Here is a 22,262-nt window from a genome sequence, read left to right on the forward strand (position 1 = left end):
GTTGGGGCTATGTTCACCATATCGGAACTAACAATTTGTAATAACCCTTATCATCTTTGAATTTTACGAATTTACGACCTCCGTCAAGAATACTGCGTACCGTGAGGTAATTGTATGCGTCGCCCCTAATCATAACAAGCCAATAGTATTTGGGAGTACCACTATTACGCACTATTTGGTATGACTTGAAATCTGATGACGGGCTGTATTCTATTACAACATTATTTATCTTGCTTTCATATATATCATCAGGAAGTACACTGTCTGGCATGTTCTTAAACCACCAACCAGCAAAATGACCTACATCATCATACAGGTATGTCTCTGGTAAATTCCAGATGTTACCTTTTAAACTTATTCTTGAGGAGTTTCTTGTTGCAAAGAAATGTCCATTTTTCTTGGATCTAACTATAACGAGGCTATCTATATGCAATGTATCAATGAAGTAAGCATTCTGCGAACCGTCGGCATTGAAAAACATCGCCCCTTGATTATCCTGCCCCATACAATTAATAGCACAGATTGTCATTAATATTGTAATAAGAGTCTTCATTTCGTTTTATCTTCCATCTTAAACTTAAATTCAACATTAGGGTTATCTGTTTTATTATGAAAAACCGAATAATTTATAATTATATCAATGATTTCCGTTTTCTATTTAGATCCTCGTTCTCTTTGAAGTTCTTCGCCACCATGAATAAAAGATAATTTTTCCCATCATTATAGAACAACTGTAACCAATTGTTCGTTAACTTAAACCTCTTGCATTGCAGTAGGGCATCACAGAAATCTTTGCCATTGTCATCATCACGCCCACCGACTCTTTTTTCGATGCTTAAGAATTCTATATTTGATCCAGAGAGGGCATATTCCCCTCTTAAATCATCGTAGCATGAATTACCTGATACGGTTCCGCTCTCCCATAACTTTATAACGCACTTCCAATCCTTCTTTAGATATTCCGATTTTTTAACTATTCCTGTAGAAACATCGCCATAACCATATAGTTTCCACACGATGCCAGTAATATTTGTTATCTTCTTATCATGGTCGCGTCTTTTCAATAAAGATGACAACTTCACCTGATCAGGAGCATTAAGCATTTTTCTTGCATACTTCGTCGATATCCGATGCCATTTGACATTCTCAGCCTCGCGGTCATTGGAAATGAATGTATTCTTTGAATAAGATACAATAGAAAGAGTATCATACGTCTTCACATACCCCCTTCTGTTTACATAAGTAAATAACGTATCATTATTAATTCTAAATTTAAGCCCCCATAATGCAGGGGGCCAATCTTCATATGCCCAATTATCATCAATGTATTTCATTGTTGAATCCTTCTTTGAGAACTCGATAATACTACCAAAAAGATTTTTATGCGTCCAATTAAACGACCAATATCCGACATCATTATGAGTAAGAACGTCAAAACACGATTGCCTACAAGATACCAACAGCATAACCACTGCTGCAAGCACGATTATTTTTTTTGATGGCTTTTTCCCCATACCTCAACTTCTATTACATTCGAATACGATACATCATTGTTTTGTAAACCCAAATAATTATCTATCTCGCTTTCAGGAGTATTAATCGTCTTCAGCATGCGCTCTACACTCAGATATTTTTCCGGATAAAGTATTCATAGAATCCTCTGTCATCATACAAATGGAATGCTATGATTTCATCCCCTCCCGTGTCTATCACCACAAAGGGGACTATATCAATAGCATTATCCGCAGAAAAGTCATTTCCATAATGACGGGTAAGCAACTCTTTCAAGAACTTCGCGTCCAAAGTATCACCGGAGATATTGATATTAAGATATCCAGGAGTCGCTCCCTGCTTATATGCCCGAACTATCTCATAGTCTTTGACGCCATGACGCTTCAACATCCGTGTCATTATCTTCTCGTCTTCCCAATATTGGATAATCATACGACCTTTGGAAAACGGGACGTCCATTAATCGCTTCATCGTAAAAGCGACTTTTTGTGGTCTTGACAGATAATCCATGATGCAGCCGTGATATGCTATACCCCGTCTCCATTTTCTTTTGAAGACCTTTTTCAAAAAGACATCATCTTGAATCGTTATTTCCATATCTCAGCATTTATTGACTAATATCATTGTTGATAGAACATGTATCGCTAATCATCTTTCAAACTATATGGTTGATTATCGAGGGCAAATATAGCACAAAAACATGAGATTAAAGAATAAAAGTTATATCACAGTCGAGAAAATATACAAATTCCATTCTTGTTTGTTTTCTTTTCTTATCCACCGGCCCTCTGTCTGTTCTAAGTATTTTACATACTTATCGATGACTAAATCGTTAGCTTTGTAAGATGGACGTAATGGCTCGAAAACTCTTATCTCTTGCACCTGCAACATGTTATTGAATAAAATAAAGAAAATAACTCTTCCACCATAATCTTCATTAGAAATATCCAAAGACGAAAAGAGTTCTTTTATGAGTCCTTCTCTTCCTTTATCAAAACATACCATATTCGGTACGATACGAATCTCTTCGCCTGCTTTATTAACATATACTACCAAGCTATCAGATAGATATTTGGCAATAATACCACCGTCCTCTATTATGGATCCTTCCCCTATGGAATTCATTTCCTCCTCATTGTAAAATATGGTTCGCCTTTCAGTCCTTTCTTTGTCTACAAGAATGGAATCATTGGCTTTAGCACCCGTCTTGTTCTTTGAGACATTCGATTTAATTGAAATCTTGATAGGCACCCAGTCTGCATAATGCTTGGGGGGGACGGCCCATCTTATTTCATGATAAAGAATCTCTTCTAATACCGATGTGATCTGAACAGGGATAACCTTATCCTTCCCATTTCTGTTTTTTGTAAATTGTACGTTTGTCGTTCTACCGTCTTCTCCTACATTGCAAAAAACAGTAAATTCCAAGTCTTCTTTGATCTCAATACCATCGTATAATCGACCAGATTGACTCGTCAAATACTGGTAGACCTTATTAAGACTTGGAGTATAGTCCCACTTTTCTATTACTTCTTTTCTTAACTGCGTTTGATGACTATTAACTATACTATCTATGACAGCAATTAATGAGGGCGAAGTATAATAATATTCGGATTCGATTTTTGTTGTTATCTTACCTATACAGCATGACCACAAGGCCTCACCCGAATGATAGAATATAATTTTGCATCTCATGTCCTCACCGCCTTTCAGGGATTTATCAAGACGGTTCAGTTCACTAACTATTTTTGATATTGCGCAAGAATTCTGTTCATCACATACCTGATAGTCTATACTTGTCTCAAAATTAGAGCATTCTATCCCGATATCCGTAACAGCATCCCATGGCGCAACCTTAATAACCATACTATCTATTATCTGTTGAGGCTTCACGGAGAAAACAGATAAAGAAGATAATAACATTAGATAAATAATCAAGACTCTCATAGCTACATTTCTCTCAAGAAAAATCATGGAATTATTCCCTGATCTCCTTCTATCTTGTAATATATTGTAATCCAATCAGACTCCATCCTTGTTTCGTCTGGTTTCCACCTTACCTTCTTCATAAAGAATCTATAGATCAATTGCTCTATGTCTTTTGTTTGACTATCTGATAGATTCGTATTGTATATACGGACTCTTTCGATCTTTGTCGTCTTTCCTTTTTTGTTTGATTTACAATATACGACAATGCGAGTATCACCATTCTTTCTGATAGATTCCGGAACATGCTTCGCATAATATGCTTCAAGTTCTGAAAACAAAGCCTCTCTTCCATGAATGTATTCATCCCCATATTTGTTGGGCAGATATCTGTCTTGACGATTCACGATAACACCATTATGCATGATGTCATTAATCGTATTCATGAATTCTTGCGTACATAGATAGGATTGTCCTCCGGTCATAACATATTCGGAATTCAGACAGGCTTTCTTCACAATCATCCCTTTATGAAGGAATAGCAATTTGCATCCAACACAAAAAACCGTATCAGAGGTCTTTGGCAATTCTCTCATGCTCCCTAATAATCTGTCAATCTCAGATCTGTCAGAAACACAGTATTCTGTATAGGGCATTTCGTCTTCAAAGTTGTTGCAGGTTATGATATGTGGTTGCTTATAATCTTCCCATGAAAAGTAACGAATGTACAAAGAGTCTACTTCCTGTTTTGCTGGGCACTCAGTAAATAGCAAACAGAATAGCATTATTATTTTTAACTTCTTCATATAATCTCGTACTTTTATCTTCCTGTTATTCAAATATTACCAACGGCAAATATAGGCAATTTGTTTGAGACTGCCAAATGTATGAGGTATTTTGTGGGATGTCCCTTCGATGCTTCGACAGGCTCAGCAATCGCAAGGGAGCGCGGTTCTTCCTTCTTGGACAAGCCAAGCGAGCGATTCTCCCTTCGACAGGCTCAGGGACCGCGTGGGAGGGGGCTCAGGGACCGCGGAGGGGGCGGGATTTGTTAGATGGGCATAAAAAAATGAGGCCCGGGGTGTTGAACCTCGGGTCTCTGATGATTATTACTGTTCTGCGGGTTTGTCTGTTTCCATCGGCCAGTAAGGATTCTGGTAGAGCGGACTCTCCGACATGGTCTTGTGGTCGGAGGCCGTCAACAGGAACTGTCGCAGGGGCAGTGGATCCAGATAGTAGGCCATACGCCAGGTGAGACCATCGGCATAACTGTTGTTCGTCATATTCACGATATGAGGACAGTGATACTCACTGATTGACTTCTGTGACACGTTAGAGCTGCTAGAGCCATCAGCCACGAGATCAGTGTACCACTGCTCCATCGGTGTTCCCCAGAGGTGGATACCCTCTGCATAGACAGGCTTCGTGATGAGCTGCTCATAAGAACGCCAGCGCTTCAGGTCCATATCACGGAGGCCCTCAGCGAGGAACTCACAACTGCGCTCACGACGGATGTTATAGAGTGTGGCGTCTGTCAGCACCTTTCCAGCAGTGAAGGCTGCCCAGTCGAGGGTCTCCTTCGACATGTCGGTAGCGGCAATGGTGACCTGCGGATCGACGGCAGCGCCAGTGAAGCCTGCTGTCTCGCGCACCTTCTTCCAGTACTCTAGGATCTTACCCGAGTTGATATTGCCCGTCAGCATATACTCTGCCTCGATATAGTTGAGCAGGGCCTCGGTGGCACGGAAGACGACACAAACGTTATAACTACCACCATTGGCTGTCAGCGAACGGTCGTGGGTCATACCCTTACGGATGGCATAGCCCGTGATATAGCCGTCTTCGGCATTGGCATTGGTGATGCGCGGTGTGGGCTCAGTCTCTGTCCAGTGGGTACCAGCGTCATCGCTCACGTTCTTGAAGCAGTTCACCTGTCCAGGCACTTTCAACATGACAGCGAGACGAGGATCACGGTTCTCCACCACCTTGGCAATCTCTGAGTCGTCGTAGGTGAAGCTGGAGTTGTAGATGGGCTTACCATCGGCCATCAGGTAGCGCTCCACGAGCGAACGGGTAACGCCTGTGCCGATATTTCCTTTCTCTACAGCTACCTCGATATCGTTGTTCAGACCAAGCGACTTACTGTACTCACGCCACAACAGGATCTCGCTCTTGCCAGCGCAGCTTGTGGTACCCCAGAGCTCCAGATAAGGATTGCTCTGACCCTCAGCCTGTGGCACGACACCATTGTTCTTCGTCAGCTTGTCCTTGTACTTGTCGGCCACCTGCTCGGCAGCGTCGGCAGCTGTCTTGAAGAAATACTGGGCCTCGCTCTCCAGTGAACCAGCAGGGAAGCTATAGCCAGGGTTCTTGGCTGCTCCCGGCCAACCTGTGCCATTGGGCACGAACGGTGTACCAGCGAAGTTGGTGAGCCATGAGCCCATATAGAGCGCCACACGCGACTTGAACAGGCGGGCGGCATCGACAGAGATACGCGTATGGCGGCCCTCAAAGTCTTCCTTCATATAGGTGATAGCCGTGTCGAGGTTGTTGACGATGAAACGAGCCACCTCGTTACAGGGCTCACGATGACAGGCGGCCACGAGCACGGCCTCATCGTCGGGCAGAGCCTCTGTGAGGATGGGCAGGTCGCCATATGTCTTCAGCAGGTCGAAATAAGCGTATGCACGGAAGAAATAGATCTCACCGATATACTGACGGATGTTGGTCTCGTTGCCGCTGATGGCACCTTCGGCCATCTTGGTCTTCAACTGACCCAACTGGAAGTTGATGTTGCGGATGTTATCCCAAGACCAGCCCCCAGACTGACTGGTACGCCAGAGGTCCTTGGAGAATTTGGCGCTCGGCGTACGTGCTGCCTGCACGTCAGTATTGTTGTCGGTGGTGTAGGTACCATAGTCCCATCCGCCATGACCAGGCAGGATGTCCTGATAGAAACGGTTGGCTACGGCCTGTACCTGATCCTCGCTGGTGTAGAAGTTCTCTGGTGTCAGCGATGAAGGCGGCTCCTGCTCCAGATAGTCGTTACATGAAGTTACGCCTGTGGTAAGAGCCAGCGCTATGAATGATATCTTATATAGTTTCATAATTGCGATTGATTTAGAATGTAACGTTAAGACCGAATGCGAATGTTCTCTGGAGGGGATAGCCGTTGTTCTGAGTCACGTCGTTTGACATCAGCTCAGGATCGAACTGGTGAGGCATCTTGGTGCAGGTGAAGAGGTTCTCAGCCGATGCGTAGACACGCAGAATGCTGATACCCCACTGCTGGGTGAGGTGCGTAGGAATGGTATAACCAATCTGCAGGTTCTTCATACGGATATACGAACCATCCATCAGGTAACGGGTCTGAGCCTGCTCGTTCTTGTCGCTGAACTGCACACGAGGCAGCCAGGCATCCTTGTTCTCCTTCTGATAACCGTTCTGTACAGACCAGGTGTTGGCATCGCGGTAGTAGTCGTGCACATCGGTGATACCAACGCTCCACCACTCCCAAGAGTTGGTGGTTCCGAAGAGATACTCCAGACCGCCGCCCCATGAGCCGCCGATCCACCAGTCGCGCTTCAGTACGCCCTGGAAGAAGGCACTGATATCGAAGCCCTTCCAAGCCGCGTTGAGGTTCAGACCTACGAGATAGCGCGGGGTTGAGTTACCGATGACCTTTAGGTCGCCGTGATCGTCAAGCGTCTCTGCACCACGAGTGATCTCATGGTCATTGTTCAGGTCGCGGTACATGATATCACCAGCCGCCCAGTTGCTACCCAGAGAGTTCTGTTTCGTCGTGGCCAGATGGTTCTCCATCTCCTCATCGCTCTTGGCGATGCCTATCGTCTCGAAGCCCCAGATCTCACCCATATAACGGCCCTCGATATAGCTGTTAAGAGCTTTCGTGGGGTTGTTGGGATAACGGGTGATCTTCGTACGGGCATCCGAGATGTTGAAGGTAGCACCATAGGAGAGACCGTTCTTCAGCACGTCGCGCCATGAGATCTGCAACTCCCAACCCGTTGTACGGAGGTCGGTATTGTTCGTCACAGGCACACCAGTACCGAGGATGGCTGGCAGCTCAGGAGCTTTTCCCACCATGTCGAGGGTGTTACGTACATAGACATCGAAGGTACCTGTCAGACGGTTGTTGAAGGCACCGAAGTCGAGACCGAGGTTATAGCTCTCCACCTTCTCCCAGGTGAGCAGGGCCGACACGAGTCCAGGAGCACTGGTGATATTGGGCTTAGCACCGTTCTGCAGCCAAGAACCAGCCACAGAGTTATAGGCGATGGTCTGATAGGTCTGATACCAGTTGTTGATGTTCTGGTTACCAAGCGAACCATAAGAGGCACGAAGCTTCAAGGTGTTCACCGTGGGAGCGAGGCTCTCCCAGAACTTCTCGCGGGCAATGTTCCAGCCCAACGACACTGACGGGAACAGTTTCCACATCTTATCCGTACGGAAACGTGAGGTTCCGTCGTAACGGAGGTTAGCCTCAAAGAGGTACTTCTCGTCGTAGTTGTAGTTCACACGTCCGAAGAAGCCAGCAGTCTGCCACTGGTTACGACCACCGTTCACACTTGGAACAATATTCTCACCAGAGTAGCTCAGACCATTGGTCAGGTCAACCTCAGGCTTCGAGGGATCGAGGATACCATCGCGCTGCAGACCGAAGTCCAGACGCTTCAACTGCTCAGTCTGGAAACCACCCATCACATGGAAGTTGTGCTTCTCGGCCATGGTCCAGCTATAGTCGGTATAGGCCTGGAAGTTGAGGTAGTTATCCTTACGCAAATCCTCATGTACGTTCGACCCCTGGTTGTAGATGATGGCCTCACCTGCCACATTGTGGTTGTAGGTGCGCTGACTGTCCCAGTGGCGCACGGCACTATTGATCTTATAGTTGAAGTCGATATGCGTGATCCAGTTCTTGATAGGCTCGAGCACGAACCCGAGCTGATGGTTGATGATGTCGCGCTCGTTCGTATCAGTGCCGCCCGTGGCCAGTCCCAGTGCAGGAGAAGGCGACGAGTAGAGATAGCCGTTACGATCGTAGAGCGGCAGGATAGGCCATCCCTGACGAGCCATGTCGTTGTAGAGGTTACGCGTCAGAGCCGCAGGACGATGGTAGTTGGTGCGCGTGAAACGCATCGCGTAGTTCATACGGATCCACTTGGCCAGTTCGATATTCATCTTGGCCGTACCGTTGTAACGCTTGAGACCATCGCTGCCCATGTTCATGAAACCACCCTGGTCGAGATAGCCTACAGACGCATAGTAGGTAAGCTTCTCGCTACCGCCAGTCACACTGGCATTATGCTCCTGCGAGAAGGCTGTGCCCTTGTAGACCACATCGTACCAATCGACATCGTCGATACCATAGCCATAGCCGTCGTCCCATGTCACACCGTTCTGTGAGCCGATGGCATAGAGCAGCTGACCGTCGGCACCCCTGCGGACACCAGGACCGACAGGTGTGGCGTTGTGATAAGCCTGGATGGCCGCCATACGCTCAGCATCGAAGAACACCGACTGACCTTGGTTGGTCTTGGCATCATTCAGCCAAGAGGCATAATCGACGGAGTTCATCATGTGCTTACCACGAATCAGATCGCTGAAACGGAAACTGTTGTTGTAGTTCACCTTGATCTTGCCTGCCTTGGCGCCGTTCTTGGTGGTGATGAGGATCACACCGAACGGGGCACGGCTACCATAGATGCTCGATGAGGCTGCATCCTTCAGCACGGAGATATTCTCGATGTCCTGAGGGTTGATAGTATTCAGGTCGCCCTCCATACCGTCGATCAGGATCAGCGGCGAACCACTGGAGCCCTCACCGATGGTGGCAGTACCACGCACATTGATGTCGGGATTGGCATCGAGGGTACCACTGGTTGCAGAGATCTGCAGACCAGGAACAAGACCCTGCAGAGCCTGGGCGGCAGTCGCCACTGGGCGCTGCGCCAGCTCATCACCGTCGATAACGGCAACAGCACCTGTCAGGTTCACCTTCTTCTGTGTTCCGAAGCCTACAACCACGACTTCGTCCAGGGCCTTGGAATCTTCGAGCAGGACCACCTTCACGTTCGATCCTGACACCTTCACGGCCTGGGTCTTGTAGCCGATGTAGCTCACTTCGAGCTCATCGCCACGCTGGGCGTTGATGGTGAAGCCACCATCAATGTCGCTGATGGCACCTACCGACTGGCCCTTTACTTTAATCGTAGCACCAATGATGGGCTCTCCAGAGGGATCCACCACGATACCGTTCACCTGCGCTGTCTGCTGAACGGCCTGAACGCCACCCCGTGCCAAGGCACTCTGGGTAGGCATGCCGACGAGCAGCAACGTTGCCAAAGCGGATGTTAGGCACACACGCTTTGCCGACATTTCACAAACGTCTTTCATCATAAGTTTTGTTGTTTTTTGTTAATTAATTAGTAAAGATAGTAATCTATCTTTTTTGATTTGTTTTATCTGCAAAGTAGTTATTATTGCATCGCCATGATGGCGTCGCGGCACTGCTCCATCAGCCACCGAGGCGTGGAGGTCGCACCACATATTCCGACGGTCTGGATACCGTCGAGCCACTCTTTCTGGATCTCGTTAGGATTCTCGATCAGACGAGTGTTGGGGTTTACGCGCAGGCACTCGTTGAAGAGCACCTTACCGTTAGAGCTCTTGCGCCCGCAGACGAAGAGGATGAGATCGTGCTTGGTGGCAAACTGCGAGATGTTCGGCATACGGTTGGCCACGTTACGGCAGATGGTGTCGAAGCTCTTGAAGACGGCTCCAGGGGCGATATGCGACTGGATATAGTCGATGATGCGATGGAACTCGTCGAGCGACTTCGTGGTCTGCGAGTAGAGGAAGATATCATGACTGAAGTCGAGCTTCTTCACCTCGTCGAAGTTCTCGATGACGATGGCCGTCGACTGCGTCTGACCTACGAGACCGAGCACCTCGGCATGACCTTTCTTGCCGAAGATGACGATAGAGCCTTCCCCTCTTGGGAGGTCGCGAAGGGTGTTATACTGCGTCTTAATCCGTTTCTGGAGCTGGAGCACCACAGGACAGGTGGCATCGATAATCTCGATGTTGTTCTTGCGGGCCAGCTCATAGGTCTCTGGGGGCTCACCATGGGCCCGCAGCAGCACCTTCACGTCGTGGAGCTGGCGCAGGTCGTCGTGGTTGATGGTGATCAGACCCATCTGCCGAAGGCGCTCACACTCCATGCCGTTGTGAACGATATCGCCAAGACAGTAGAGGGTCTTTCCCTGTGCCAGTTCTTCCTCGGCTTTCTTGATGGCGGTGGTCACTCCGAAGCAGAAACCACTGCCTTCATCTATTTCTATCTGAATCATACTACTTATCATTTAAACACAGAGGCGCTACTCATTCCTTTAGTCCGTTGAAATACTGATCCAGCAAGTCCTGCGCGGCCACGAAAGAGGTCTTCTGTCCTGCGAGGACACTCTGCTCGGCAAGAGCCAGTCGGGCTTTGATGGCAGGGTTGTTGTAGAAGTTCAGGCGCAGATGCTCGTTGATGCTCTCGTACATCCAGTATTTCGACTGTTCGTTACGACGATGATCGAAGTAGCCATTAGCCTTCACAAAGTCCACATACTCATAGATCATGTCCCATATCTCCTTCACCCCCGTACCATAGAAACCACTGTAGCAGAGCACCCTGGGTGTCCACCCGCTCTCGGGCATAGGGAAGAAATGAAGGGCATTACGGAAGTTCGTGGCAGCCATCTGACAACGATCCACATTATCGCCGTCGCACTTGTTGATGACAATGCCGTCGCTGATCTCCATGATACCACGCTTGATGCCTTGCAGCTCGTCGCCTGTCCCTGCCACCTGGATGAGCAGGAAGAAGTCGACCATCGAGTGACAGGCCGTCTCGCTCTGTCCCACACCCACGGTCTCGACGAAAATCTTATCGAAGCCCGCAGCCTCACAGAGGATAATGGTCTCGCGGGTCTTACGGGCCACACCACCCAACGAACCAGCCGACGGACTAGGACGGATGAACGATGAGGGGTGCTGGGCCAGTTTCTCCATGCGGGTCTTATCGCCAAGGATAGAACCCTTGGTACGCTCACTGGAGGGGTCGATGGCCAGGACGGCCAGCTTGCCGCCCTTCTCCTTCAGCACATGGATGCCAAACTCATCGATCGAGGTTGACTTTCCTGCACCTGGCACACCACTGATGCCCACCCGTATGCTGTTGCCGCTATAGGGCAGACACTTGTTGATGACCTCCTGAGCCCGTGACTGATGGTCGGGGTTCACGCTCTCGATGAGGGTCACCGCCTGTGAGAGGATCGTGACATCGCCCTTCAGGATGCCCTCTACCATCTCGGCCGCCGAGAGCTCCCGACGACGGAAGCGGTTGCGCTTCAGGTAGGGGTTGATGACAGGCTGCTGACTGACGCCACTGTTCACCTGCAGTCCTGCATATTCTGAGCTATTCTCTGGATGTTCCATCTTTATGAATATGAATATTCACGACGACCTTCGAGTGGTCGGGATCGTTGGTAATCATCAGGATACGGGGACGGGTACGCACCTTACTGAGCTCATCGGCATAGCCCGTGATCTTCAAGGTGGTAGACTGTCCTGGCGCCAACTCCCGCTTGCCCAGTGTCACCTTCAGTCCACCAGTGAACATTTGCAACGAGGAGATGGTGAGAGTCGACTGTCCTGTATTCAGGAGCACCACATCAGCCGTCTTACGCGCCTTTCCCTCGAAAGAGGTGAAGTCGATATCGGTGGTCGATATCTGCAACTGAGGAGCCAGAGCCTTACTGGTGGCATCGTAGCTCTTCAGGTCTGGCAACAGAATGGCCGACACAGGAATCTCCTTGTCGCTGCCCACCTTCTCACCGAGACGCTTAGCCAGATAGACCGTGGTCTGAGTCAATCCGAAGTCGCGCAGCTTGTCGGAATGCAGGGTCACGGCGATAGTACCGCCTCGTCCAGGCAACAGCGTCTCTGGTGTGGCGATGGCCGAGAGATACGGGGGCAGATGCATGATGTTAGGCGTCATCGGCTTCGTACCGTTATTAAAGACATGAATCTCCTGCATGGGCGAGTCGCCCTTGTTCACGTCGTCGTACTCCAGCTCGTTTTTGTCGAGCAACAGCTCCCCCATCGACAGGGGATAGTTGCCGGCATAGTCCTGCACCTCTGTGAGCACCACACCCTTCATCGTCAGGTACACAGGCTTCTTGGTGGCATTGCTCTTCACGGCTGCCATCTTATGGAAATGACCCAACTGACGAGCATCATAGGTCATCTTGATCTCAAACTTATCACCAGCCCCCACTTCCTTGGGATACTCCACACGGGTACAACCACAGTCGGCCTTCACACTCTCGATCACGAGCTTGCGCAATCCCTTATTCCGCAGTTCGAAGGTGGCGGTGACAGGCTGTTCGTAACCTGTTCGTCCACACTCCACCGTCGTATTGTTCACTACCAGTCGTTGGGCATATAAAGGGGTACAGGCAAAAAGGTATAAGGGTAATACGATTCCCCATTTAGTCTTTACCTTCACCTTGCAAAATACATTTCTCATATAATATATAATATCCTTATTCTCTTTTTTACTATTCTACTTTGATCGTTGCCGACGACGTGATGCCACGGAACTCTGGGGCATAGGCGCACTCGACGACACAAGTGCCCGTCTCGTAGGTTCCTGCACGATCAACATAATACTCCGTCTCGATGACGTGCGTGCCCTTCGACAGCAGGTCATAATAATAGTTGGTGGTATTGTCGCGCGGCGTCACATAGCCACCATTATGGTAGCCACTCAACTGATGGACGGGCTCCAGACAAGCCGCCCGTTTGTCGATCACCTGTACGAAGTCGTAGTCACGGTCGGCCGTGATGGTGAGGCGTATCTTCACACGATCGCCCACAGCAAACACAGGGCTATTGGGTTTGTCGTCGCCCAGGGTTATTGGCCCTTCGACAGGCTCAGGGACCGTATCAGCGTTCGACAGGCCCTTCGACAGGCTCAGGGACCGTGATACTGGGAGGATCTCACGTTTGATGGTGAGACCGCTGGCAGCGTCGACGATATTCTTCGTTGCCTGAGTGAACTGCACATAGACAGCCCCCCACGACGTTCCCTCTGAGGTCTTGCTGATCGAGAGCTGCTTACTCTTCTCAGGCACGCTGGTCTTCACATAGCCGATGGCGGCCGTAGCCTTGGGCAGCTCCAGCACCTTCCCATCCACCTTGACGGTGGCTTTCTCGGCATCGAGCCTCAGGGGTTTGGAATCCTGTCCCTGTTCTCCCAGGAAAGCATAGACAGCATCCACACTGTTGAGAGGGGTGTCCCATGCCTGGGTGCGCTTCGACTGGAGCAGCCAGCGCTGCATCTCCTCGATGGTCTGACGATCATCGGGCGTGAGCCGCTGCAGGGCCTCGATGGCCATCGTCTGAGTAGGAATGCGATAGTCGAACCATGAATAGCCGGCCCGTGGTGTGTCGTAGTATCGACCCATCTCCTCACGATAGACAGTATATTCCTTCAACGACTGCGCATATTCTGTCGCACGACGAGGATCGCTCTTCGACAGGATCACGGCCGTCATCGCCTTCTCGTAGATCGGCTGACTTGTGATATCTTTCTTCAGGAGCTTCAGCAGATAACTGTTGGCACTCTGCACATCGGCAGGCAACTGGCGCCCGTCGAGCGTACAGAGGTAGAGCCACTGGAGGGCCTTGAGACTGGGGAAGGACACCTCGTTGCCTTTCTTTTCCCACTTCTTGAGCTCTGCCACCTCCTTGACAATCTCACGCCCCATGAACACGAAAGCGGTGTTCAGCATCTCCTTTGTCTCCGTCTGTGTGCCCGTCATGGCATTCAGACGTACCAGCATTTCACTGACAGAGACGGTCATATAGAACGAGCCCGGCATGTCTGGCCACCACGACCAACTGCCATCCGAGCGCTGTAACTGTCTCATCTTGTTGAGGGCCTTATCCAGACGGTTCTGCATCACGTTCTCATCGAAGAAATCGACCAGACGTTGCTTCTGTTCCGTCTCACGATCGGCATCCATCACCCAAGGGGTTTCGTTGAGCACGATGGTCTTCAGCTCCTGGTTCTTCTCGAGCTGAGACACGAGCGAGCCACGTTGACTGAGCTTATCGAAGTCCTGTGCCCTATCGACAGACGCAGGCGCTGTGAGTTCCTGGCGCCAGAGGTCGAAGGCCGTCTTGGCCTGCGGATTCTGTGCAAGGATATATTGTCCCAGACTGTTGGCATAGTAGGAAGCAGCCTGAGAGATCGCATTCTCCTCGACAGGCTTGCCGAGCACAGGCAGAGCCTGGATCATCAGCCATGTCGGATTATTGGTATATTCGAAGGTCACCTTACCCTGCGCAGCATCAGCCGGCATCAGGGCGGCGATATCAATGGTCTTCGTACCCGTCTGATGCTGGGTGACAGGCATCGTCACCGTGACGCGCTCTGTAGCAGGCAGTATGGGCAGGTAGTGCTGCTCGCCATCGCTGAAGTCCTCTCCACTCACGGTGGTCTCACAGATCAGGAGAGAAACATTGAACTTTGAACTCTGAGCTTTGAGCTTTGAGCTTTGAGACTGGAGCATGGAAGACTGGACCTTGAAGGTGACGGGCACTGTGGCACCAGCCTCAACATCCACCTCCTGTGCCAGTCCGATGATCACGGCCTCTGTCTCAGGATGACGGAGACGGAGACGAGCCACTCCCTTCAGCCTCTTCTCGCTCGTGTTGATCACACGTGCTGTGATGGTGACCTCGTCGCCCTCACGGACAAAGCGTGGCACGTTCGGCTGTATCATCACATCCTTCTTCGCGACAGTCGATGCCTCGATACGGCCGTAGCGCAGATCACGGGTGTGGGCCAGTCCGAGGAAGTGCCAGGTGGTCAGACTCTCGGGCAGGGTGAACTTCAGGGCTATACGCCCCTCCTTATCCGTCACAAGCTGCGGATAGAAGAAAGCCGTCTCGTTGAGGTTCTCACGTATCTGAACGGTCTCGGGCATCTCATCACCGTCTGCGGCTTCAGCAGCCAAGACCTCATTATCTCCCTCATCATTTCCAGCAACCGCGAACGACTCCTTTGACTTGTATATGGCACCGTCCGTCCTGTTACCGCGTGCGACCCCATAGCCTACGACGGCCACCTCGTTGAGAACAGGCATGTCCTCATCGAACAAATCCATGGCCATATCATACTCTTCCATATAGTTGGTCGCTCTTGTCTTGAATCTGATGCCACGATATCCATACGTATAATCACTGCTAAGATGGAGCCGATTGATAAACCGACTCAGTGACAGGGCACTCCAGTGATAGTTGTCAACTTTCTGAGAACTGTGATCCTCTATCGACGAACGGCGATCAAACCCCCAGTAGGTACTTGGCAGGGAGAGCCAAGGGGTGGGATCGAAATGCCACGAAAGCTTTGTCAACTGATCCAGGCTTTGGTCATAGAGCGTAGCCATCAGCTGCGCATCGACAGGGCGCCCCTCAGGATCCTTCACGGTGAGCGTCCACTCCTCCTGCTGACCAGGGGTGAGACGATCGCGGAAGGTGGTCCACTGCAACTGGAGCTTCTTCTCGGGCAAGGGTCGTCTGATCTCTGCCCGATGGGTATAGCAATGCCCCTCCTTCACCCAAGCGAAGGTGTACAACAGACCGTCGCCATATGCCTCCTGATAGGTGGCCTTGATATTCAGCAACTGGTTACTCTTATCGACGAAGCCCTGCTCGATGATCTTTTCTCCAGCAAAGACACTATATACGATATGCACATCCTGGGCAGAAGAACCCACCTGGATGGTGACGGGCGAGCCGTCGTTGGGGAACTGGGTGGCCGACTGCCAGAACCAGTCGTCTGTCTCAACGGCTGGCACCTCGTCGTCGACAGAGAACACCACGAACTCACGATGGATGGTGTCGCCCTCACAGACGGCGTCGAGCGTATGCTTACCTGAGCGCCTGTCAAGCGTCGTGAGGGAAAGGAGCGAATTGGTCTTCACGGTCTGCCAAGCACCGTCATCCATCCGATACCGCACCTCGGCATCGATATCCTTGCCTGCGGCATTCAACAGATGGAAGGTGACGGCAGGCATCTCCTCATTCAGGATCTTCTCAGGCAGATCGACGGTCAGCGACTTCTCACGGTTACCTAAAGGCAGCAACAACTCACCATAATGGGTCTCACCGCCCTGATCCGTCACATCGGCCACCACCACGAAGTTATAGAACATCGGATAGGAGGTCTCAGGAACCTCCAGAGGAACCTTCACCTCGAAGGTACCATCGCTCTCGGCCTCCGTCTCACCAGAGGCGATCTGCTCGTCGCCACGACTATAACCCAATGTCGCGGTTTCGTAATAACGACAGAACGACATCCACCAGAAGGCCGTGCGCCGCATGACACGATACGCCACCTTAGCGCCCTGTACTGGCACACCGGCATAACTCAGGGCCGTGGCCTTCACGGTGATGGTGTCACCAGCCCGATAGGCTTCCTGATAGTCGTCGAAGTCGACATGGAAGGTAGGCCGCTTGTATTCCTCCACTCGGATCATCTGACGATTGTTTCCCACCTGTATGTGGAAACGACCCGTCAGCGCCGACGACGGCAGGAAGAAGTCGACAGCCACCTTACCATAGTCGTCTGTCACCACCTCTTTCTTCTCCAGTTCCCGATCATTGGCATCGCGCAAGATGACCGTCAGCGCCTTTCCCGAACAGACACCCTGGTTGCAGTCCTTGCTCGTGCGATAGACCAAGGCGGACACATGGACCGTCTGACCAGGACGATAGATGGCCCGATCCGTGAAGATAGAGATCTGGTCGACCTCCGACGCACGGTCATAGAAATTATAACAATCGTATCTTGAGAACTCTGGACAGGCTCTGTCCGTATCAGTATAGGCAAACACATCACGATAGCGACACGACTTCTTGCTCTTGAGGATATACTCACCGTTGACATCTGTCTCCGCATCGAAGGCCTCCTCTTCGGTAGAACCTGCGCTTTCCTTGAAACGCAGATTGGCATCCTTCAAGGGCTGACCCGTCGTGGCATTGACGACCACATAGCGTGCGCCCTCACCCTCCGGCAGGGCCTCAACCATCGTATAGACATCCGTCACATGATACAGCCGGCGGATGGGTTGTGTGGCAGGCTTCGTCTTGAACTCCACCATATATACCCCCGCAGGCAGTCCTTCGAGCGTCAGGGAGTCCTCAAAGAGCTGATAGGGCTGTTTCCCCGTATACTCACGTGTCTGTTTACAGGCGACACCCGACAACAGAGGCACGATCTCCTGATAGTCCTCTTCATAACGGGGGTCTTTATCAAGATCGCCATCAGCCTTCGTACGGTACACCGTCATCGTGAGCGACGAGATATTACGTATATTCTTCAACGAGACCTTCTGGGCGCGCTGTGGCAGCCACACCTCATGGTCGATATCGACATAATAGCTGGGACGTGTCAGTCGCACCATCGCGTTCCGCAGGATGTTCATCCGCTTCCAATCACCCCAACGGCTCAGTGCCTTCTGGAGATAGTCGGCCTTTGCTGCGACATCTGCATCAGAGTCGCCCAAGGTCTTCGACAGATGGTTATACTTAACGATGGCCAGTTCACCAGCCTCCTGCAGATCGCCATAGCGCTCGATGAGGGAGTCGATCTGCTCCAGCGGTGCCTCTCTGTATGCCTCGGCTGCCGTGACACATGCCGCACGACGGTTACCTGCCTTCGTATAGAAATCGTGTAGTATCTGATACTCTCCGAGCTCATAGCCCACCACACTGAGCATATCGTGCAGGAAGATCCTGGAGTCGAAGCCGACGCTCACGAACGGCGTATAAGTATCATCCTTCACCCGGCTCAGCTTCTGGCAGAGCTCGTCCGTGAGCACCGGCTTCTCGACCGTCATCTCCAGACTCGGGTTCGAATCGGCGAGACGATAGAGTACCGTCTGCCACACCGTCTTGAGCACCTCGTCCTTCGCAGTCTCACAGCGCTGCTGCATCCGCTCCACGGCAGGCTTCAGCGAGTCGGGGGCGATCTCTGCCATCACCTGGGCTCCCAACAGCTCAGCCTTCATCAGCTGACCGTAGGCTTTCTCCTTCTCGGCCTTCGACATAATCTGCTGCAGAACAGCATACTCCGTCCGCGGCAGGTTCTTGTTCTCCGCCGTCGTCGCTTTCTTCCAGAGTTCCTTGTATGTCTGACCAAGTAATCCCATCGGCATTGTTGTCAGCACAATGATCAAAGCAAAGACACTTTTCCTCATCATGGTGTTACTGAATTATTCCTTTAATACATTTATGCAAAGGTAAAGGTTTTTTTTGAAATTCATTTGGAATTTATGAAATATTATATTACTTTTGCACCTATGATAAACGAACAACTACTCAACCCTCAGAGCATCGTCATCATCGGCGGCTCGAACAATGTGCACAAACCAGGTGGCGCCATTGTGAGGAATATCATCAGCGGCGGGTTCCGTGGCGACCTCCATGTGGTGAATCCCAAGGAAGACGAGGTGCAGGGCCTTAAGGTGTTCCACGACGTGAAGGATATTCCGCAGACCGAGCTGGCCATCCTCGTGGTAGCCGCCCGTTTCTGTCCCGACTACGTGGACTATCTCTGTGCCGAGAAGGGTGTTCGCGCCTTCGTGATCATCTCTGCCGGCTTCGGCGAGGAGACGAAGGCAGGAGCGGCGCTCGAACAGCGCATCCTCGACACCTGTGAGCGATATGGGGCCGCCCTGATAGGTCCTAACTGTATCGGACTGCTGAACCGTCATCACCACAGTGTCTTCACCCTTCCCATCCCCGACCTGAACCCGCAGGGTGTCGACTTCATCAGCGGCTCTGGTGCCACGGCCGTGTTCATCCTCGAGAGTGCCGTCATCAAGGGGTTGCAGTTCAACTCCGTCTGGAGCATCGGCAATGGCAAGCAGATCGGCATCGAGGATGTGCTGCAGTATATGGACGAGCATTTCAATCCCGATACCGACTCGAAGGTCAAGCTGCTTTATATCGAGAATATCGCCAACCCCGACAAACTGCTGTTCCATGCGAGCAGTCTGATCCGGAAGGGTTGCCGCATCGCCGCCATCAAGGCCGGCTCGTCAGAGAGCGGCAGCAGGGCGGCCTCCTCGCACACGGGTGCCATCGCCTCGAGCGACGCGGCCGTCGAGGCCCTGTTCCGTAAGGCCGGCATCGTGCGCTGCTTCTCCCGTGAGGAGCTCACGACGGTGGGCTGTATCTTCACCCTACCCGAGTTGAAGGGCAGGAACTTCGCCATCGTCACCCATGCAGGCGGTCCTGGGGTGATGCTGACGGATGCCCTGGCCAAGGGCGGACTGAACGTGCCGAGACTGGAGGGTCCGATAGCCGAGGAACTGAAGGCGCAGTTGTTCCCTGGCTCGTCTGTGGCCAACCCCATCGACTTTCTGGCCACGGGAACGGCCCAGCAGCTGGGTCTCATCATCGACTACTGCGAGCAGAGATTCCACGAGGTCGATGCCATCGCCGTGATCTACGGCACCCCTGGCCTGAACCAGCTTTACGAGGCATACGACGTGCTCGACAAGAAGATACAGACCTGCAAGAAACCTATCTTCCCCATCCTGCCCAGTCTGCACACCGCTGGTCCCGAGGTCGAGGCGTTCCTGAAGCGCGGCCATGTGAACTTCAGCGACGAGGTGACACTGGCCACGGCCCTCTCACAGATCATGCAGACCCCTCAGCCAGCACCATCCGAGCTCGAGCTCTATGGGGTCGACGTACCCAAGATCCGTGATATCATCACCAGTCTGCCGCCCTCCGTCTCTGGGACAAACGGCGACTATGTCAGTCCTGAGATCGTGCGCCAGCTGCTCTCCTGTGCAGGCATCCCCCTCGTTCCCGAGATGGTGAGCACCTCCAAGGACGAGCTGACGGCCTTTGCCGAGCAGGTGGGCTACCCCGTTGTGGCGAAGGTGGTAGGTCCCGTCCATAAGAGCGATGTGGGTGGTGTGACCCTGAACATCCGTACGGCCGAGCACCTGTCACTGGAGTTCGATCGTATGATGCGCATCCCCGATGCCACAGGGGTGATGGTACAGAAAATGCTGAAGGGCACGGAGCTGTTTATCGGCGCGAAGTACGAGGAGCGCTTCGGTCATGTCGTCCTCTGCGGTCTGGGTGGTATCTTCGTCGAGGTACTGAAGGACGTGTCGAGCGGTCTGGCTCCCCTGAGCTATGCCGAGGCCTATTCGATGATCCACTCGCTGAAGGGTTATAAGATCATCAAGGGCACGCGCGGTCAGAAGGGTATCAACGAACAGAGATATGCGGAGATCATCGTGCGGCTCTCCACCCTACTCCGTTTCGCCACGGAGATCAAGGAGATGGACATCAACCCGCTCTTGGCCGACGAGCATGGTGTCGTGGCTGTCGACGCCAGAATACGTATAGAGAGGTAGTAATAGAATGAAAACAGCGATTATAGGTGGCGGTGCCGCCGGATTTTTCCTGGCCATCAACCTGAAAGAGATGACCCCCTCGTGCGAGGTGACCATCTTCGAGAAGTCGAAGAAGGTGCTCGCCAAGGTCGAGGTGTCCGGAGGAGGGCGCTGCAACTGCACCAACTCCTTCGCGGCGGTGCGCGACCTCTCACAGGTGTACCCGCGAGGCCATCGGCTCATGAAACGCCTCTTCAAGCAGTTCGACTACCGCGACGCCTACGCGTGGTTCGAGCGCCACGGGGTGCGCCTCGTCACCCAAGACGACCAGTGCGTGTTCCCTGCCTCGCAGGACTCGCACACCATCATCAACCTGTTTTTAGCAGAGGCGCGCCGCCATGGTATCACGATACAGACAGGACGGAAGATCGACTCGCTCGACGAGCTCTCCGACTACGACCATGTGGTCGTCACCACTGGTGGGTCGCCACGCGAGGAAGGTCTGCAATGGCTCACGCAGAAAGGCATCGCCGTGACGCCTCCCGTACCCTCCCTCTTCACCTTCAGCATCGCCGACGAGGCCCTCAAGGCCCTCATGGGCACCGTGGTCGAGGGGGCTACGGCCTTCATCCCTGGTACGACCTTCCGTGCCACTGGTCCTCTGCTCATCACCCACTGGGGCATGAGTGGCCCCGCCATCCTCAAGCTGTCGAGCTATGCCGCGCGCAACCTCCACGACCATCAGTACCAGATGCCGCTGGCCGTCAACTGGCTCAGTCGGAACGAGGCCGAGGTGCAGAGCGAGCTGCAGCAGATCATCATCAGGCACCCCCAGAAGCAGCTCACCACCATCCGTCCCTTCGACCTGCCCACCCGTCTGTGGACCTACCTGTTGGAGAAGACCCTCGGCGAACGGGCACAGAACCGTTGGCAAAACCTGAACAAGAAAGAACTGAACCGTCTGGTGAACTGTCTCTGCAACGACGGCTATCAGATTGCTGGTCGCGCCGCCTTCAAAGACGAGTTCGTCACCTGTGGCGGTGTGTCGCTCTCAGCCGTCACCCCTCACACCCTGGAGAGCAAGGACCGTCCGCACCTCTATTTCGCTGGCGAGGTGCTCGACATCGACGGCATCACTGGCGGCTTCAACTTCCAGGCCGCATGGACCACCGCCTACACCGTGGCCAAGGCCATCAGTGAGTCGGAATGAGTATGCATCTCATTGCAAAAACTTTGCTTTTATTGACATCCGTGCCGACCCTGCGGAAAATAATTTCAGAAAAAACAATAAGTACCAATTCTTTTTTGTATTTTTGCACCACA

General features: G+C 51.8%; 13 protein-coding genes. 2 read left to right on the top strand and 11 right to left on the bottom strand.

Annotated elements, in window-relative coordinates; genetic code table 11:
* Positions 1-13 precede the first annotated feature (13 nt).
* From BMY63_RS10490 to BMY63_RS10540, 11 genes are all read right to left on the bottom strand, one after another.
* Positions 14-553, bottom strand: a complete 540-nt coding sequence (locus BMY63_RS10490; RefSeq protein ID WP_091916573.1) for a hypothetical protein — start codon at positions 551-553, stop codon at positions 14-16.
* 79 nt (positions 554-632) lie between these two features.
* Complete coding sequence (locus BMY63_RS10495) at positions 633-1,514, bottom strand: hypothetical protein (RefSeq protein ID WP_091916575.1); 882 nt, start codon at positions 1,512-1,514, stop codon at positions 633-635.
* Between the two features lie 109 nt (positions 1,515-1,623).
* A complete protein-coding gene (locus BMY63_RS10500) occupies positions 1,624-2,109 on the bottom strand; it encodes a hypothetical protein (RefSeq protein WP_091916577.1) in 486 nt (161 codons plus the stop codon).
* 123 nt (positions 2,110-2,232) lie between these two features.
* Complete coding sequence (locus BMY63_RS10505; RefSeq protein ID WP_143065777.1) at positions 2,233-3,459, bottom strand: hypothetical protein; 1,227 nt, start codon at positions 3,457-3,459, stop codon at positions 2,233-2,235.
* Positions 3,460-3,482: 23 nt separating this feature from the next.
* Positions 3,483-4,244: a hypothetical protein gene (locus BMY63_RS10510; protein ID WP_091916581.1), complete on the bottom strand. Its 762-nt coding sequence runs from the start codon at positions 4,242-4,244 to the stop codon at positions 3,483-3,485.
* A 303-nt stretch (positions 4,245-4,547) separates the two neighbouring features.
* The gene (locus tag BMY63_RS10515) at positions 4,548-6,545 is read right to left on the bottom strand and encodes a RagB/SusD family nutrient uptake outer membrane protein (RefSeq protein WP_091916583.1); all 1,998 of its coding nucleotides are present in this window, start codon (positions 6,543-6,545) and stop codon (positions 4,548-4,550) included.
* A gap of 13 nt (positions 6,546-6,558) precedes the next feature.
* The gene (locus tag BMY63_RS10520) at positions 6,559-9,858 is read right to left on the bottom strand and encodes a SusC/RagA family TonB-linked outer membrane protein (protein WP_371113584.1); all 3,300 of its coding nucleotides are present in this window, start codon (positions 9,856-9,858) and stop codon (positions 6,559-6,561) included.
* 80 nt (positions 9,859-9,938) lie between these two features.
* Positions 9,939-10,811, bottom strand: a complete 873-nt coding sequence (locus BMY63_RS10525; RefSeq protein WP_091916585.1) for a 4-hydroxy-3-methylbut-2-enyl diphosphate reductase — start codon at positions 10,809-10,811, stop codon at positions 9,939-9,941.
* Between the two features lie 31 nt (positions 10,812-10,842).
* Positions 10,843-11,943, bottom strand: coding sequence for a methylmalonyl Co-A mutase-associated GTPase MeaB (meaB, locus tag BMY63_RS10530; RefSeq protein ID WP_091916587.1), 1,101 nt, complete (start codon positions 11,941-11,943; stop codon positions 10,843-10,845).
* A complete protein-coding gene (locus BMY63_RS10535) occupies positions 11,924-13,036 on the bottom strand; it encodes a DUF1573 domain-containing protein (RefSeq protein WP_091916589.1) in 1,113 nt (370 codons plus the stop codon). The genes meaB and BMY63_RS10535 overlap by 20 nt, the downstream gene beginning before the upstream one ends.
* Positions 13,037-13,067: 31 nt before the next feature.
* Positions 13,068-18,782, bottom strand: a complete 5,715-nt coding sequence (locus BMY63_RS10540) for an alpha-2-macroglobulin family protein (protein WP_091916591.1) — start codon at positions 18,780-18,782, stop codon at positions 13,068-13,070.
* A 99-nt stretch (positions 18,783-18,881) separates the two neighbouring features.
* Here BMY63_RS10540 and BMY63_RS10545 point away from each other — a divergent pair, with 99 nt between their 5' ends.
* Together BMY63_RS10545 and BMY63_RS10550 are read left to right on the top strand one after the other, a co-directional pair.
* Positions 18,882-20,960 (top strand): acetate--CoA ligase family protein, encoded by a 2,079-nt coding sequence (locus tag BMY63_RS10545; protein WP_091916593.1) that lies wholly within the window; start codon positions 18,882-18,884, stop codon positions 20,958-20,960.
* Between the two features lie 7 nt (positions 20,961-20,967).
* Complete coding sequence (locus BMY63_RS10550; protein WP_091916595.1) at positions 20,968-22,149, top strand: BaiN/RdsA family NAD(P)/FAD-dependent oxidoreductase; 1,182 nt, start codon at positions 20,968-20,970, stop codon at positions 22,147-22,149.
* The last annotated feature ends 113 nt before the right edge of the window (positions 22,150-22,262 follow it).

This window comes from Prevotella aff. ruminicola Tc2-24 (genome assembly GCF_900110895.1).
Taxonomy (GTDB): domain Bacteria; phylum Bacteroidota; class Bacteroidia; order Bacteroidales; family Bacteroidaceae; genus Prevotella.